The sequence below is a fragment of the Runella sp. R5_40 genome, assembly GCF_057652295.1.
This window is the reverse complement of sequence record NZ_JBYFCH010000003.1, coordinates 89,651-103,517: the sequence shown is the minus strand read 5'-3', so window position 1 is coordinate 103,517 and position 13,867 is coordinate 89,651. Positions and strand designations below refer to the sequence as shown.

Sequence of the window (13,867 nt, the reverse complement as noted above, 5' to 3'; positions counted from 1 at the left end):
AGCCCATGAAATATTATCTGATAGCAGGAGAGCGCTCGGGCGATTTGCACGGTAACAACCTCATTAAGGCCATTCGTCGCCACGATTCAGAAGCCGAATGTCGGGCTTGGGGTGGTGAAATGATGCAAGAAGCGGGGGCTGAGTTGGTGACGCATTATGCCGATATGGCGTTTATGGGCTTTTGGGAAGTGGCCAAAAACCTAGGTACGATTTCGGGTTTTATGAAAAAATGCAAAGCCGATATTCTCGCTTATCGACCCGATGTCGTGATTTTGATTGATTACGCAGGATTCAACATGCGAATCGCTCGTTTTGCTAAAGAAAACGGCATTAAAACCTTTTACTACATTTCGCCCAAAGTGTGGGCTTGGAATCAAAAACGTGCCCTCAAACTCAAACGCGACGTAGATCGCCTATTCGTGATTTTCCCGTTTGAAAAAGAGTTTTTTCGCCGATACAACTACGACGTGGACTACGTAGGAAACCCTCTTTTTGACGCCATTGCCGATTTTACGCCCAATCCAACCTTTTTGGCCGACCATCAACTTGACCCAGCCCAACCCATTGTGGCGCTACTCCCAGGAAGTCGCAAGCAAGAAGTGGAGCAAATGTTGACGCTGATGGTACAAACCAAGCCACACTTCCCCCGTGCACAATTTGTGATTGCGGCTGTTAGTAACCTTCCCCAAACGCTCTATGCTCCTTTTGTAGCACAAGGGGTACAACTCGTCACGGACGCTGCTTACGACTTACTTTCGGTCGCTACGGCCGCGCTTGTCACCTCAGGTACCGCCACACTCGAAACTGCACTTTTTGAAGTCCCTCAGGTAGTTTGTTACAAAACAGGGGGCGTCAGCTACGCCATTGCAAAGCGATTGATACGGGTTCCGTACATTTCGTTGGTCAATCTCATTGCGCAAAAAGAAGCCGTTAAAGAGCTAATTCAAAATGAGCTGACCCCCAAAAATCTTACGAGCGAACTAGAAGCTATTTTACCCAATGGCCTCAAACGAACGCAACAAATCAACGACTATCGACAAGTGAAAGCCATTTTGGGTGAAAAAGGAGCGTCCGAACGCGCAGGCGAATTGATGGTGAAGTATCTTTTGGAAAAATAAAGAGACTATTTGAGTAATTCGTTTACTGAGATTTTAAAATCATCCAACACGGGTTCGGCTGAACAAATATCATCTTCTAAGCAAATTTTGACGTTTTTTACTGACGTATAAACTTCTACCATGTCTTCTTCGGGAAGTATTACCCATACTACTCTCACACCATGCTTGAAATATTCCTTGAGTTTTTTCTTTACGTCGTTGATTTGGTCATTAGAAGAGATGATTTCAATACAAAAAGCTGGAATAGGTTCATCTCCTTCACTTTTAATTTGTTCATCAGTAAAAAGTGCCATATCGGGGCGTCTCATTTGAATTCCCGTTAGCATTACATCTTGTTCGCAAATAAGTAGTGCTTTTTGTTTTTTTGCCTTTGTTGTATCAAACAAAAGATTCAAAGCCTGAATAATTTTTAGATGTTTTCTTTTCATTCCCGTAAATCTAATCAGTTCACCATCATTCCATTCATATTTGTAGCCATCGTTAGACTCCCAACGCTCAAATTCTTCAAGCGTGGTAGGAAATGATGTTGTTTGTGCAGTGGGTATCATAGCCGTCTATTATCTAAAATTTATCTTTAACAAAAATAACGAATTATTGTCTCAAAATACTAAACTCTCCAGCTCTTTCTGTTGACGCAAATGGTGGCGGCTGTGCATCTCTAGGTTATGAAACCACTCGTGGGCATTGAGCCACGCAAAAACAGGGTGGTAGCACTTGTACTCTCCCGCGTCGTTGGCGACGGGTTCAATCAACGCTTTGGCATCGCTCAAGACTTTCTTCAATTGCTCGCGGTATTCGTCTTGGGTTTTTGGGATAAGTTCTATTTTTCCAAGGCCCTCAGGCACTTTTACTTTGATGGGCGGAAAACCATTGTGTTTGAAAATATTATCGCCGTAAGCATTATGTTCACCCCCAAGTTGTCCTTTGCGTTGTTCCAAACACCGAACAGTATTGGCCAAAAAAGAAAAATTAGCCGTCATCAGTACGTGTTCATACATCTGTCCAAGCGACCAAACATCTTCGGCGGGTTTGTGTAAAAATTGTTCGTTGGTATATTTATCAAGCGAAGCAATGTAACGGTTGATGGTAGTTTCTAATGACGAATAAATTTCCGAGGGCGTTTGTTGACTTGTCATAATTGTTAAGCATTAGGAATACGTATTTTTTTGAAAAGGCCGTACAGAACTGCAAATACTACTGGAACCAGCGATAACCACTTCAACAATTTGGCTATTTCACACAATACCGCCACTATCATCGACTGCTCAGGATAACGGTATAACAAGATGACAATAAACACATTTTCTATAAAATCGAACAGCATTGTGACAAAAGGAAGCAAATTGACATACCGAAAAGGAGTATATGGCTTATTTCGAAACAATAGCGTGAGAATAACTGCGAATAAAAAAGTATAAACAATCGGATAAATGACATCCATCGTCATTTCCCCTTGTGCGTAATAGGAACGCCCCTGCTCCCCATACGCAGCCACCATTTCTAGGGTTTTGGAAGGATTTAAACCAAAAGTAAGGTCAATAGGCCCAATGGGTTTCCCTGCAAACTGATTGATGTTGGCTTCGGCGTTTTTTAAAATATACCCAGGGAATACAACATACGCCGCCAAAAGCACAAAAAAGGTTTTAAGATTGGCAATTCTGTTTAAAAACTGGTGAAGAGTTTCCATAATGATAAAGGGGTTTAGGAATAGACATCGTATCAAAGATAATGATTATTTGTGCAGAAGTAGTATCTCACAAATGCCAAAAGACGCCAAAAATTAGGCTTATTGGCCTTTTTTTACCAATTTAGCAACGGCTGCCCACTCCCCTTTTCATCGTTGTATCGACAATAATGAAAGGAATTTCCTAAACCTAATTGAAATGCAATCAACAGACACCCAACCTAAAGACAATCAGCTGCTTAAAATTCTTGGCGTAGGCTTCGGCATTGCCGTCACCATTGGTGGAACCATCGGCACAGGAATTTTGCGAAAACCAGGCCCTATTGCCCAAGCCCTTGGCGACCCGTGGCTCATCATGGGGGTGTGGATACTGGTAAGTGTTTATGCGCTTTTGGGAGTCTTATGTACCATTGAGTTAGGAGTGACTTTCCCAAAAGCAGGGGCTTGGTACGTATATGCGCGGCGGGCTTTTGGAGGATACGCAGGATTTGTGGTGGGGTTCAACAGTTGGCTGGGTACCTCGGCGGCTACGGCCTTTGGGGCATTTACCATGAGCGAATACATCGCTTTACTTCTCCCCTCCACGGCGGGTTATGAAAGCTACATGGCCACAGCCATTCTCATTGGGTTGGGTTTATTGCACTGGGTGGGGCTACGCACCGCCAGCCGTGCCCAAGAAATCATGAGTGTGGCCAAAGCCGTTGGGTTATTTGGCTTTGTGGTGATTTGTTTTGTGTACGGCAACGATGTTTCTACCGACCAAGTCGTCGAAACTACCACCAATGCCGTCGCCAAAGGTTCGATGATTGGGTCGTTGATTTTTGCTTTACAGGCTATTTTTTACACGTTCGACGGCTGGCACACGGCGGCCTATTTTGCCGAAGAGGACGCCGACCCTGCACGTAACTTACCCAAGTCGATGATTGGAGGGCTGTTGCTCATTGTCGTGATTTATTTATTGGTCAACGCGGCCATTTTATACATTTTGCCCATGCCCGCTCTCCAACAATCCAAACTCGCCGCTGCCGACGCCATTACACTCATTTTTGGGGAACAATCGGGCAAAATAGTGACCTTTTTCTTGATGATTTCGATTTTGGGGATTGTCAATGCGCAAGTAATGTTTAACCCTCGCGTGTTGTATTCGATGAGTCGCGATGGGTTGTTTATTCGCCAGGGAACACGGGTCAATGCAGGAGGTACGCCCAGCATTGCCATGCCGCTGTCGGTCGCGATGGCCATTGTGTTTATTTTGAGCGGGAAAGAAGCCAGTGGCAAACTCTCCGATATCGCTACGTTTTTCTTCGTAATTGGCTACACCTCAGGCTTTGCGTCGCTGTTGTATCTTCGCAAATCCGAACCCAACGTTCCTCGCCCGTGGAAAGTCCCAGGCTTCCCTGTCGTGCCGTGGATTGTACTCATTGCTTCGGTGGCATTTCTAGTTGGGGCAGGTTTCCAAGACCCTGGCAGCAGTGTGTATGCCGTAGTTTTCTTGGTTTTGAGCTACCCATTGTATTTGGGAGTGAGGCGGTTGAATGAGAAGTAAAAAGCCTTCAAGATTTTATCTATATTTTCAAAATCGAGTTCGAAACCATTACTTCCATGACTCTGCTTAATGCTAATCGAGCCTTCATTGACGACCGAAAATTGATGGATTATTGTTTATCAGAATCGCATCCCATTGGCAAACACAAAGCTAAGGTATTTAAGTCAGCACTTGGGTTCTCAATTGAGCATTTTCAACAATTGAAAGACGCTATTTTGCAATCTATTTTAAAAAATGAAGCTAATTTCACGGAATCAAACCAGTATGGCGACTTATACGTTGTGGATATTGAGGTAGAAAATCCACCAAAAAAAGCCTTGGTAAGAACAAGCTGGATTGTTAGATTTGACGAAGATTTCCCACGACTAACGAGTTGTTATGTTATCAACAAATAAAGACATGGAAACCCTTGAATTATTAGATGTGGTGGTATTGACGGAAGCATTGCCCCACACCAATCTCCGTAAAGGAGAGTTAGGAACTATTGTAGAGGTATTGGACAAAGATGTTTTTTTAGTCGAATTCGCTGATACCAAAGGCGTTACTTACGCCCTGCCTACCCTCGCCGCCCATCAACTGATGAAGGTCTATTTTGAGCCTGCGGGGGTTTAGGGGGCTGCTAACTACCTTGACAATACCCCTTCCCACAAAATCGTTTTCGTAGATGAAGATAAGAACCGTTGTAAATTTGTAAAAACATTCTCATCATGGAAACTAAAAAAATTCAACAAAAGCCGATAAGCATGAAAAAGCTTTACAAGTTTCACGACGATTGGCTGAGCGCTACCGAGAAACCAACAAGATTCTTGAGGCTGTTCCACCTACCTAACCATAAAAAATCTGCCTCGTAATGCTTTTTAGTCATTATGATTTCGCTTATTGATCCGCTTCTGGATGTAACCTACTTTAATTCTCTGATTATCAAAAAGGATAACCCTTATAAAGAGGCTATTACCACTGCATTTCAGGATTTAATGGGAGACTTTGATGAAAATAAGTAAAAAATCATTTTCCCCTCCTACGGATTCACCTCTACCGTGCGGCTTGAGCGTCCATTGGACGTAAACACCTTCATTTTAATCGTTTTGCTTACGGGCAAAGGCTGGCTATACACCGCACTGGTTGCTGTAGGCTCGGAGCCATCGGTGGTGTATCGAATCGTCAGTCCAGGGAGTTGCACGTTGGCTTTTACTTGGTTGCTTTCAACCACAGCCCCTGCCGTTGGCACCCGATACGCATACCCGCCCGCGCGAAAATCCAAACGAGGAAGCTCGCGTTTGCCGAGTTGATTGGCAAACACCGACCACGCTTTTTGATAGGCTTTATCGTCGTTTTTCTCCGCCCACGTTGGCGACAATGCCCACGCCCGTTCGGCCATTCCAAGTAATTTTGGCAACATCATGTACTCCATCCGTTCGGGCGAATTGACCGTCTCACTCCACAGCAATCCTTGAATTCCCACAATGTTTTGTTTGCCGTAATCCGTCAAGCGTTCCTTCCCATTGAAAATCGAGCGGTCGAGCGGATTGCCCAAACGGTCTTCTTTTGAATTTTTGAAATAGTCGTACGGAATAAACGAAAAAGGCTTGTCAACGTCGGTGTACGCGCCCCAATAATACCCAGGCTCGTCAAACGACTTGTAATAGGCCATGTCAAAATACTGGTGCGTAACGCACGAAAGCACCACTTTGTAGCCCGCATTGGCAAGGCGATAGGCCAAGTCTTCGGCTCCCCAGCCCAACACATTATTCCACACATCCACTTGTACCCCTTTTCCCACAAAATCAGGGTTTGGAATGACGTAATTTTTACCGTCGAGCATGGTTTTGCGCATCGCTACTTCTTCCCAACCATAGACGTAAAGACCGCGTTTTTGGGCAATGTCTATTACTTTTCCGTAAAAATAATACCAAAGGTCGTCGGTTGACTGAATACTCGGATTGTCACGACGCAACTGCTGCACCGCAGGCGATTGCGTCCATACGCCTCCTGGCACTTCGTCGCCGCCGTAGTGAATGGTTTCGAGAGGCGCGTTGGCATCACGATACATCGCCACGATTTCGTCGGTTACTTTTTCCAAAAAACGGTAGGTTGACGGCATGGCCACGTTCATCACGTTATCGTTCCACGACTGTACCGAACGATACACTGAGCGGTCGGCGGGGTCGTGCAGAAGGTATTTTTCAGCTTCTTCTTTTTGCCCTTGGGCCATTTTTTGGGAGTAGCGGGCTTTCATCGCCACCACAGCCGCCCGGGCGTGCCCAGGGGCTTCGATTTCGGGAATGACTTTGATGTGACGCGCGGTGGCATAACGCAGCAATTCCAAGAAATCTTGGCGACTGTAATAGCCCGTACCTGCGTTCTGTGAAGCATCAGGGCCTGAACCAAAAGATGGTTGAAGCAATTTGAGGGGGTCGGTTCCGTGGCCGCGCACGGCGCCAATTTGCGTCAATTCGGGTAAGGATGGAATCTCCAAACGCCAACCTTCGTCGTCCGAAAAATGCAAGTGTAGCACGTTGAGTTTGTAGGAAGACATCAAGTCGAGCAACTTCATTACTTGCGCTTTTGAGTGAAAATTCCGAGCGACGTCGAGCATAATCGCACGGTGCCCAAAACGCGGCTGGTCACTGATTTCTACGCCTGTGACAGACAAACTTGACTGCGTTTTTCCCCAAGCCGACGGTGGCAACAACGCCAACAACGACTGTATTCCGTAAAAAGCCCCAGCTCGGTCGCCTGCCGTAATTTCGATTCCACTCGGGTTAACCATCAAACGGTACGCCTCGCTAGGCATGGTTTCTTGTTTAAGTACAATTCCAGTGGTTTGTTTTTCGGTAGAAAACGCCAAAGGCGAACCTAGCATCGACGAAAGTTGGCTACCCAAATAACTAGCCTCATTGCGAAATGCCTCAGGCACAGACAAAACGGTTTGAGAAGTGATGACATACGACCCACCTCGTTCGCGGTATTGTTGTGGACTAGGGAGAATTTTAGGCAATTCTTTTTCGGCAATTTCCTCCGTCGCTTTGTTTTGATTAAAAATCATTTCGGGCGTAATCAACCCCAATTTGTCTCCCGCAAAACGCTGGTATTGGCGCGGTTGGGTAGAAGGCTTTATGGTATAATCGGTTAGCGGATAGCCGCGTTCGGGCTGTTGTTCCCACACCCAATACAAGCCCGCGGGGGCGTCAGTAAAATTGACTACCCAAGCCGAAGAAATAAACGAAATTGTGGTGGAAGCACCCGCTTTTAGCCCCTGAAACGCCGCCGTAGGCATCAATTGAAACAAATCACCATTGACATGCCGAATGGTAAAATCGGGAGAAACCGTCGTATCTATCGTACGAACGTTATTAAAAAACAAGCTCCATCCTGACTTGGGAAGCGCTTTTTTAGACGTATTTGTAAAAGTAAACGAAGTCAACGAAGCCGTTTTACCTTTGTGGTTGTTTTCCACAATTTCCCAGCTGATTTTCAAGGAAGGAGCAGCCAACTGCGCTTTCAGCGACACTGAACCAAACAGCAAAAGAAAACAGAATAAACGCGCAGCGCTACGGCAAAATAGAAATGAGTTGGTTGTCGGGCCCATTATAAAATAGGTTGAAGAAGTGGTTAGGAACAGAAAAATGAGTTGCAAAAATACAAGAACATTCCAATCGGTGTACTTTTATAAAAATTACGTTTGAAACCTATGCCACAATTTTCTACTCCGTTCGTCATTGAAATGGCCGCCGTCACCGATTACGTCGAAATCACCGATGTATGGGAAGCTTCGGTGCGCGCCACCCATCATTTTTTACCCGAATCTGACATTCTTTACTTCAAACCCCTCATTCTCAACGAATACCTCAAAGCCATCCATTTAGAATGTATTCGGAGTACCGACGGTGCCATTATGGGTTTTATGGGTGTCCACGGCGATGGACTTGAAATGCTTTTTATTCACCCCGATGCTCGCGGACAAGGATTGGGGTCGTTTTTTGTTCAACACGCCATCCATGAACTAGGCGTAACACGGGTCGATGTCAATGAGCAAAACCCCCAAGCCGTAGGTTTTTACCAGAAAATGGGTTTCCAAATCATTAACCGCTCCGAAACTGATGGCTTGGGCAAACCCTATCCAATTCTTCACCTAAAGCTATCTTGAAAGTGTCGAATGTCGAGTGCAAAATGTCGAACATTTACATATTGGGGGCATTTGTTTTTGAATCATCCTATTTTTATAAATCGACATTCTGCACTTTGCCTTCGACATTCCTACCCACCACTGCCACCGTCACGAGTAGTTGGCCGACGTGCCGTTGGGTGTGCTCGGCAGCATGGAAAAGAAGTCCCAATACCGTAGAAGGAATTTGAGCACGCCCCACGCCGCGACCCTCCAACAATGTAGAAGTATCGGTAGCGCTCAGTTGGGCAAGGGCTTTGTCGATTTGCTGGCTAAAATGCTGAAACAGTTCCTCAAACGACGCTTGACCAGCCTGCGGCTTTCCTTCATTGGCCAGCCATTCGAGTTGCGATGGACTGAGCATTTCGCCTTTGGCGTACGTAAAAAGACGGTCTAATACCCCCGTAAGGTGCTGTAAATGAAAGCCTACCGAGGCTACCCCAACGGGTCGTTCCCATAGTTTTTCGTTGGGAAACCCTTCGGCTATTTTTTCCACCTCTTCGCGGGCTTGCAAAAGTGCATGAGCCACAGGTTGTAGTAAAGCGGGAATTTCGGGTAGTGGCCCACGTAGCCACACTTCGAGGGTTGAGGCAGGTTTCATCGCAATTGGTTGAATTGAAACGTCAAATTAAACGCAAAGAACTTTCAGATACAACCTATTTGTTATATCTTCACAACAAATATGTTGCATAATGGCACACAAAATCAGTAATACTTTGCCATTTAACACTCAAAGAAGTGTAAAAAAGGCATCCGAAGCAGCAACAACCCACCAAAAATGGGTGATTGAATCAGAAGGCAAAAAATATACTTGGAGTAACAAGATGGAACGAGTAGGAATCATCCGACGTGGGATTCCGTACGATAGCATTGAACTCATCAGCAAACGCTTAAATCGCCCCGTAAAGGCCGTGCTCTCCATTGTGGGAATGCCGCAAACCACCTACAACAAGAAAAAAAGCGAACATTCGTTGCTCGACACTCGCGACAGTGAATTAATAGTCCTCATCACTGAGCTGATTGATTTTGGACTGGAAGTGTTTAACAATGAGGAAGATAAATTTCAGCGTTGGTTAAAAAAACCTAACCTATCTCTTGGTGGACACTCCCCCGAAAGTTTATTAGATACTGTTACGGGAATTGATGAAGTAACTTTTTGCCTCAACCGAATTGAGTTTGGAAATTTTGCCTAATGAAAGTTTATAGGATTGAACGAGAAAAATACTTAAAAACCACTTTGTTAGGTATAGGTGCTTCCATGACCAAAGGCTACCGATGGAATAGTTTGCATACCCGATTGGTATATACTGCCGAAAGTCGTGCCTTGGCGACCTTGGAAGTTTCCGTTCACCTCGATTTGAGCGAGGACTTGCCACTAGATAGATATTACGTCGAAATTGACATTCCCGACGACCTACCTATTTTGGAAGTCAGCCTCAACGACTTACCCGACGACTGGAATGCAAAGCCCCCTACCCTCACGACCCAAACAATTGGCGACGATTTTGTATTCGACAGCGAAGCGGCAGTGCTCAAAGTTCCAAGTAGTATTGTCCCGCAAGAATTTAACTATCTCATCAACCCCCACCACCCAGATACGCAACGAATCAACGTAACCAACACAACTCCAATGGTTTTTGATTCGCGATTTCAGTGGACGGGGGAGATTCTGAAATAGGGCAAAAATTTAAAAACCAAAACAATGAACAACCGAAATTTAATACGATTTGATTGGGCTATAAAGCGATTGTTGAGGAACAAAGCTGATTACTCTGTACTGGAAGGCTTTCTTTCAGAATTGTTCAAAGAAGATATTGTGATTCAGACTATTCTGGAGAGCGAAAGCAATCAACGCATTGATTCTGACAAGTTTAATCGAGTCGATATACTTATTAAAAATGCCAAAGAAGAGCTAGTGATTGTAGAAATCCAGAACCAAAATGAATACGATTATTTTCATCGAATGGCTTACGGCACCTCCAAAGTGATTACTGATTATATTTCTGTCGGGGAACCTTACAAAAACATCAAAAAAGTTTATTCCATCAATATCGTCTATTTTGACCTAGGCCAAGGTAACGACTACGTCTATCATGGGAAAACCGACTTTCTAGGCATTCATACTTCTGACAGATTAAGGCTTTCGGACAAACAAATTGAAATTCTTGGAAAAATAGAACCATACCAAATTTTTCCCGAGTATTACGTTTTAAAAGTAAATCAGTTCAATAACGTGGCCAAAGATTCACTAGATGAATGGATTTATTACTTTAAAAACAACGAAATCAAAGACGAATTTAAAGCCAAAGGAATCTCGAAAGCCAAAGAACTCTGGAGAGTTGATAACCTTAATGAAGAAGAACGCCTCAACTACCATAAACACATCGAAAATCTAAGGTATGAAGCTAGTATGTTGTGGACGATGCAAATAGAAGAAGAAGAAAGGGTTCGCAAAGACGAGAAAAAAGCAATTGCTCGCGAATTAAAACATAATGGCCTCCCCATTGAAATCATTCTAAAATCAACAGGGCTGACCCAAGAGGAGATAGAAAGGCTCTGAAAAGTCTGAATCAATTTCACTACTTTTGGCATAGTATTCACCCTTTCCACTCTAGCCCATGCGTTTCACTATCCTGTGTTTATGGTGTATTGTTGCGTTGTTGTCGAGCGTGCAAGCTCAGAGGACTGCCGTTTATCGTTTTGAAAACTCGTTTGAAGAAGAGTCGGGCAAGCTCCCGAAACTCAAGGTGTTGGGTCAAGAAGGCACATTTCAAAACGAAAAACTTCCCGAACTCAAAAACCTCCAACGCACTGTTTATGTATTCGACCGAAACTGTGGTTTACAATTTGACAACCGTGCCGCCAATGGCTTCCTGAGCGGTTCATATACCATTGAGATTTACTTCCGATTTACCTCCTTAGACAGTTGGAAACGAGTCATTGATTTTAAAAATCGTAAATCTGATAATGGGTGCTATATCTTCTACGGTAAACTCAATTTTTACAATTTCGCAGTCGGAACCAAAGCCCCCGTCAACCCCAACGAATATACCCACTACGTGGTGGCGCGGGATGCCAGAACAAACCAGCTTAAAATGTACGTGGACGGGGAGTCTAAAGTTGAATTTACTGACCGTTTTTCCCAAGGCATCATCGACGAAGATGGCGTGCTCAACTTTTTCTTTGATGACCTTATCGTCAAAGACGAAGCCAGTGACGGAGCTGTAGCAATGATTAAATTGTACGACTACGTGGTTGACCCCGCTAGCATCAAGCGTGATTTTCAACTACTTGAAGAAAAAATCAGCCAGCCGTTGGTGGTAAATACCCCTACCCCCGTTGCCCCTCAGCCCGTGGTTTCTCCGCCTCTACCCAAGGAAGCCCCCAAAGAAAATACGCCCGAACCTCCCAAAAACTATACTTCATTAGACAACAAAAACGTTTCTGTTGGGAAAGCGATTGTATTGCAGAACCTGCGTTTTGCCCAAAGCAAGCCAGAATTGCTGCCTGAGTCGAGTGCGGAATTGGAGAATTTGCTCAAATTTATGCAAGAACACCCAACAGCGCACATCGAGCTCCAAGGCCATACCGACAACCGAGGGGATTTTGATTTAAACCTAGCCCTTTCTCGTCAGCGGGTGGAAGTTGTGAAGGCTTTTTTGGTTAAAAAAGGCATTTCCCCCAGTCGAATTACGGGCAAAGGCTTTGGTTCCAGTAGGCCAATTGCCAATAACAACCGCGAAGAAACTCGTCAGCTCAACCGCCGCGTGGAGCTGATTATTACAAAACTTTGAAAATAACTGCCGTGAATAAACTTTGTTATTTGGGAAGTATCTGCGCCTTTTTAGTAGTATCGTGTGAAAAACCGACCCCAACTCCTGGTGAACCCACGGAGTTGTCTGAGAATTTTTCGGCAACCCCGACCGCTCACGCTGTTTCTCCTGCCGATGAACTTGACGAGGCTTCAGGCTTGGCCGACAGTAAAAAACAAGCTGGTTTTCTCTGGACGCACGAAGATGCTGGCTCGCCTGACCGCATTTATCTACTTGACCGTCAAGGTAAAATTGTGGCAAATTATACCACTCCTTTTATCAATTATGACTGGGAAGACATGGCCGTTGGCCCAGGCCCCGATGCCAATGAGTCGTACATTTATCTGGCTGATATTGGAGATAACTCCAACGTTCGGGACATCAAACAAATCTACCGTTTTGCAGAGCCTAGCACGTTAACCTCTAAAATTACCAATTTTGATTGGATTCGTTTTCGCTTTCCCGACGGGGCTTATGACTCCGAAACGCTGTTGCTTGACCCTTTGACAAAAGACATTTACGTCGTCACCAAATGGCTCACCAACGCCCGTGTGTATCGCTTGGCTTACCCTCAATCTACGACGGAAGTTATCACTGCCGAAAAAGTAGGAGAAATGACCGTCGGGGCTGATTTGACAGGCGGTGCAATTTCAACAATTGGTACCGAAGTTATCGTTCGAGGCTATACTGCCATTTATTATTGGAAACGCAAAGCCACCGAAACTGTAGGCGAAGTGCTGCTTCGCGCCCCTACCAAAAGCTTGCCGTATATCTTTGAGCCTCAAGGCGAAGCCGTTTGTTTTGACTTAAACAACAAAGGTTATTTTACCCTCAGCGAGCGCCGAAATGTTCCGTCAGTTAACTTGTATTTTTATGCGAGGAAGTAACAGATAAACTTAAACGCAGGTTGTGAGCAACCTGCGGCACCCTACATTCGACATTCTCGTAACGTGCTTCAGGTTTCTCAACGTGTTTCAGGTTTCTCAAAACCTGAAACAAATTCAACGAAATATGAAGCACACTTGGCGCTCAATCGGGTTGTAAGCAACCCTCTGCACTCGATATTCTACCTTCGACACTCGTTAAGGTTTCCATTCGTTGAGTTCGACCAAATACCCATCAGGATCAGGAACGTAGATTTGAATGACTCCATCAAAGCGTGTTTGTTTGTGAAAAGGGAGTTTTAGGCGAGTTAGGTACGCTTCTGCTTTTTCCATGGAAGCCACAAAAATCGCAAAATGACTACCATTTCGGTCGTTGACTACGGGCTGTGTACGTCCAGCCAACAGGTGAATTTGTTGGTCAGTGCCAATTTTAAACCACGCCCGAATCGCCTTTAAATTGTCAGGCACTTCAATGCGTTCCAATTGCAACACTTCCCCATAAAACTTCGCACTCGCCTGCAAATCGACCACTTGAAGTGCGATGTGGTTGTGTTTGACAATCCCTATTTTATCTTGAGAAAACCCTGAGAAAGATGCCGACAATAACAGCAAAGCAAAAAAGAAAGACTTCATAGGAAAAAGAATAGTAAAAAGTGGG

Annotated in this window: 16 protein-coding genes; 10 read left to right on the top strand and 6 right to left on the bottom strand. The window is 44.8% G+C overall.

Annotated elements, in window-relative coordinates; translation table 11 throughout:
* The first annotated feature begins 5 nt into the window (after positions 1-5).
* Positions 6-1,118, top strand: a complete 1,113-nt coding sequence (gene lpxB, locus AC23N5_RS07590; protein ID WP_487755081.1) for a lipid-A-disaccharide synthase — start codon at positions 6-8, stop codon at positions 1,116-1,118.
* Positions 1,119-1,123: 5 nt separating this feature from the next.
* Here lpxB and AC23N5_RS07585 read toward each other — a convergent pair whose 3' ends face one another.
* From AC23N5_RS07585 to AC23N5_RS07575, 3 genes are read right to left on the bottom strand one after another with little or no spacing between them, the layout of a single operon-like run.
* Positions 1,124-1,666: a Uma2 family endonuclease gene (locus tag AC23N5_RS07585; protein WP_122932014.1), complete on the bottom strand. Its 543-nt coding sequence runs from the start codon at positions 1,664-1,666 to the stop codon at positions 1,124-1,126.
* Between the two features lie 51 nt (positions 1,667-1,717).
* A complete protein-coding gene (locus tag AC23N5_RS07580) occupies positions 1,718-2,254 on the bottom strand; it encodes a DinB family protein (RefSeq protein WP_487755080.1) in 537 nt (178 codons plus the stop codon).
* 5 nt (positions 2,255-2,259) lie between these two features.
* Positions 2,260-2,805 carry a hypothetical protein gene (locus AC23N5_RS07575; protein ID WP_487755079.1) on the bottom strand — a complete coding sequence of 182 codons (546 nt, stop codon included), beginning with the start codon at positions 2,803-2,805 and terminating at the stop codon, positions 2,260-2,262.
* 196 nt (positions 2,806-3,001) lie between these two features.
* Between AC23N5_RS07575 and AC23N5_RS07570 the strand changes: the two genes are divergently transcribed.
* The 3 genes from AC23N5_RS07570 to AC23N5_RS07560 are packed head-to-tail and all read left to right on the top strand — an operon-like array spanning position 3,002 to position 4,960.
* Positions 3,002-4,348, top strand: coding sequence for an APC family permease (locus tag AC23N5_RS07570; protein WP_487755078.1), 1,347 nt, complete (start codon positions 3,002-3,004; stop codon positions 4,346-4,348).
* A gap of 56 nt (positions 4,349-4,404) precedes the next feature.
* Positions 4,405-4,743: a DUF6883 domain-containing protein gene (locus tag AC23N5_RS07565; RefSeq protein ID WP_487755077.1), complete on the top strand. Its 339-nt coding sequence runs from the start codon at positions 4,405-4,407 to the stop codon at positions 4,741-4,743.
* 4 nt (positions 4,744-4,747) lie between these two features.
* Positions 4,748-4,960, top strand: a complete 213-nt coding sequence (locus AC23N5_RS07560) for a DUF4926 domain-containing protein (RefSeq protein ID WP_183972253.1) — start codon at positions 4,748-4,750, stop codon at positions 4,958-4,960.
* Between the two features lie 406 nt (positions 4,961-5,366).
* Here the strand turns inward: AC23N5_RS07560 and AC23N5_RS07555 are convergent, their stop codons facing one another.
* A complete protein-coding gene (locus AC23N5_RS07555; RefSeq protein WP_487755076.1) occupies positions 5,367-7,937 on the bottom strand; it encodes a family 20 glycosylhydrolase in 2,571 nt (856 codons plus the stop codon).
* 102 nt (positions 7,938-8,039) lie between these two features.
* On the opposite strand from AC23N5_RS07555, the gene AC23N5_RS07550 reads away from it, so the two are divergent.
* Entirely contained in the window at positions 8,040-8,495 is a 456-nt protein-coding gene (locus tag AC23N5_RS07550) for a GNAT family N-acetyltransferase (protein ID WP_487755075.1), read from the top strand.
* 73 nt (positions 8,496-8,568) lie between these two features.
* Here the strand turns inward: AC23N5_RS07550 and AC23N5_RS07545 are convergent, their stop codons facing one another.
* Positions 8,569-9,114, bottom strand: a complete 546-nt coding sequence (locus tag AC23N5_RS07545) for a DinB family protein (RefSeq protein WP_487755074.1) — start codon at positions 9,112-9,114, stop codon at positions 8,569-8,571.
* Between the two features lie 91 nt (positions 9,115-9,205).
* On the opposite strand from AC23N5_RS07545, the gene parS reads away from it, so the two are divergent.
* The 5 genes from parS to AC23N5_RS07520 are packed head-to-tail and all read left to right on the top strand — an operon-like array spanning position 9,206 to position 13,212.
* A complete protein-coding gene (gene parS, locus AC23N5_RS07540) occupies positions 9,206-9,706 on the top strand; it encodes a type II RES/Xre toxin-antitoxin system antitoxin (protein WP_487755073.1) in 501 nt (166 codons plus the stop codon).
* Complete coding sequence (locus AC23N5_RS07535; protein WP_487755072.1) at positions 9,706-10,191, top strand: RES family NAD+ phosphorylase; 486 nt, start codon at positions 9,706-9,708, stop codon at positions 10,189-10,191. Before parS ends, AC23N5_RS07535 begins: the two co-directional genes overlap by 1 nt.
* 24 nt (positions 10,192-10,215) lie before the next feature.
* Positions 10,216-11,073 carry an Rpn family recombination-promoting nuclease/putative transposase gene (locus AC23N5_RS07530; protein WP_487755071.1) on the top strand — a complete coding sequence of 286 codons (858 nt, stop codon included), beginning with the start codon at positions 10,216-10,218 and terminating at the stop codon, positions 11,071-11,073.
* 58 nt (positions 11,074-11,131) lie between these two features.
* On the top strand, positions 11,132-12,307 hold the full coding sequence (locus tag AC23N5_RS07525) for an OmpA family protein (protein WP_487755070.1): 1,176 nt from the start codon (positions 11,132-11,134) through the stop codon (positions 12,305-12,307).
* Positions 12,304-13,212 carry a PE-PGRS family protein gene (locus tag AC23N5_RS07520; RefSeq protein ID WP_487755069.1) on the top strand — a complete coding sequence of 303 codons (909 nt, stop codon included), beginning with the start codon at positions 12,304-12,306 and terminating at the stop codon, positions 13,210-13,212. Before AC23N5_RS07525 ends, AC23N5_RS07520 begins: the two co-directional genes overlap by 4 nt.
* 195 nt (positions 13,213-13,407) lie before the next feature.
* Here the strand turns inward: AC23N5_RS07520 and AC23N5_RS07515 are convergent, their stop codons facing one another.
* Complete coding sequence (locus AC23N5_RS07515; RefSeq protein WP_487755068.1) at positions 13,408-13,842, bottom strand: VOC family protein; 435 nt, start codon at positions 13,840-13,842, stop codon at positions 13,408-13,410.
* Between the last annotated feature and the right edge of the window lie 25 nt (positions 13,843-13,867).

What these genes read in the sequence shown, in the direction of transcription:
- AC23N5_RS07580 (WP_487755080.1), bottom strand. Translation starts at nt 2,254, where the DNA reads ATGACAAGTCAACAAACGCCCTCGGAAATTTATTCGTCATTAGAAACT.
- AC23N5_RS07535 (WP_487755072.1), top strand. Translation starts at nt 9,706, where the DNA reads ATGAAAGTTTATAGGATTGAACGAGAAAAATACTTAAAAACCACTTTG.
- AC23N5_RS07560 (WP_183972253.1), top strand. Translation starts at nt 4,748, where the DNA reads ATGGAAACCCTTGAATTATTAGATGTGGTGGTATTGACGGAAGCATTG.
- AC23N5_RS07530 (WP_487755071.1), top strand. Translation starts at nt 10,216, where the DNA reads ATGAACAACCGAAATTTAATACGATTTGATTGGGCTATAAAGCGATTG.
- AC23N5_RS07570 (WP_487755078.1), top strand. Translation starts at nt 3,002, where the DNA reads ATGCAATCAACAGACACCCAACCTAAAGACAATCAGCTGCTTAAAATT.
- AC23N5_RS07525 (WP_487755070.1), top strand. Translation starts at nt 11,132, where the DNA reads ATGCGTTTCACTATCCTGTGTTTATGGTGTATTGTTGCGTTGTTGTCG.
- AC23N5_RS07515 (WP_487755068.1), bottom strand. Translation starts at nt 13,842, where the DNA reads ATGAAGTCTTTCTTTTTTGCTTTGCTGTTATTGTCGGCATCTTTCTCA.
- AC23N5_RS07555 (WP_487755076.1), bottom strand. Translation starts at nt 7,937, where the DNA reads ATGGGCCCGACAACCAACTCATTTCTATTTTGCCGTAGCGCTGCGCGT.
- AC23N5_RS07575 (WP_487755079.1), bottom strand. Translation starts at nt 2,805, where the DNA reads ATGGAAACTCTTCACCAGTTTTTAAACAGAATTGCCAATCTTAAAACC.
- AC23N5_RS07565 (WP_487755077.1), top strand. Translation starts at nt 4,405, where the DNA reads ATGACTCTGCTTAATGCTAATCGAGCCTTCATTGACGACCGAAAATTG.
- AC23N5_RS07545 (WP_487755074.1), bottom strand. Translation starts at nt 9,114, where the DNA reads ATGAAACCTGCCTCAACCCTCGAAGTGTGGCTACGTGGGCCACTACCC.
- AC23N5_RS07550 (WP_487755075.1), top strand. Translation starts at nt 8,040, where the DNA reads ATGCCACAATTTTCTACTCCGTTCGTCATTGAAATGGCCGCCGTCACC.
- AC23N5_RS07585 (WP_122932014.1), bottom strand. Translation starts at nt 1,666, where the DNA reads ATGATACCCACTGCACAAACAACATCATTTCCTACCACGCTTGAAGAA.
- lpxB (WP_487755081.1), top strand. Translation starts at nt 6, where the DNA reads ATGAAATATTATCTGATAGCAGGAGAGCGCTCGGGCGATTTGCACGGT.
- parS (WP_487755073.1), top strand. Translation starts at nt 9,206, where the DNA reads ATGGCACACAAAATCAGTAATACTTTGCCATTTAACACTCAAAGAAGT.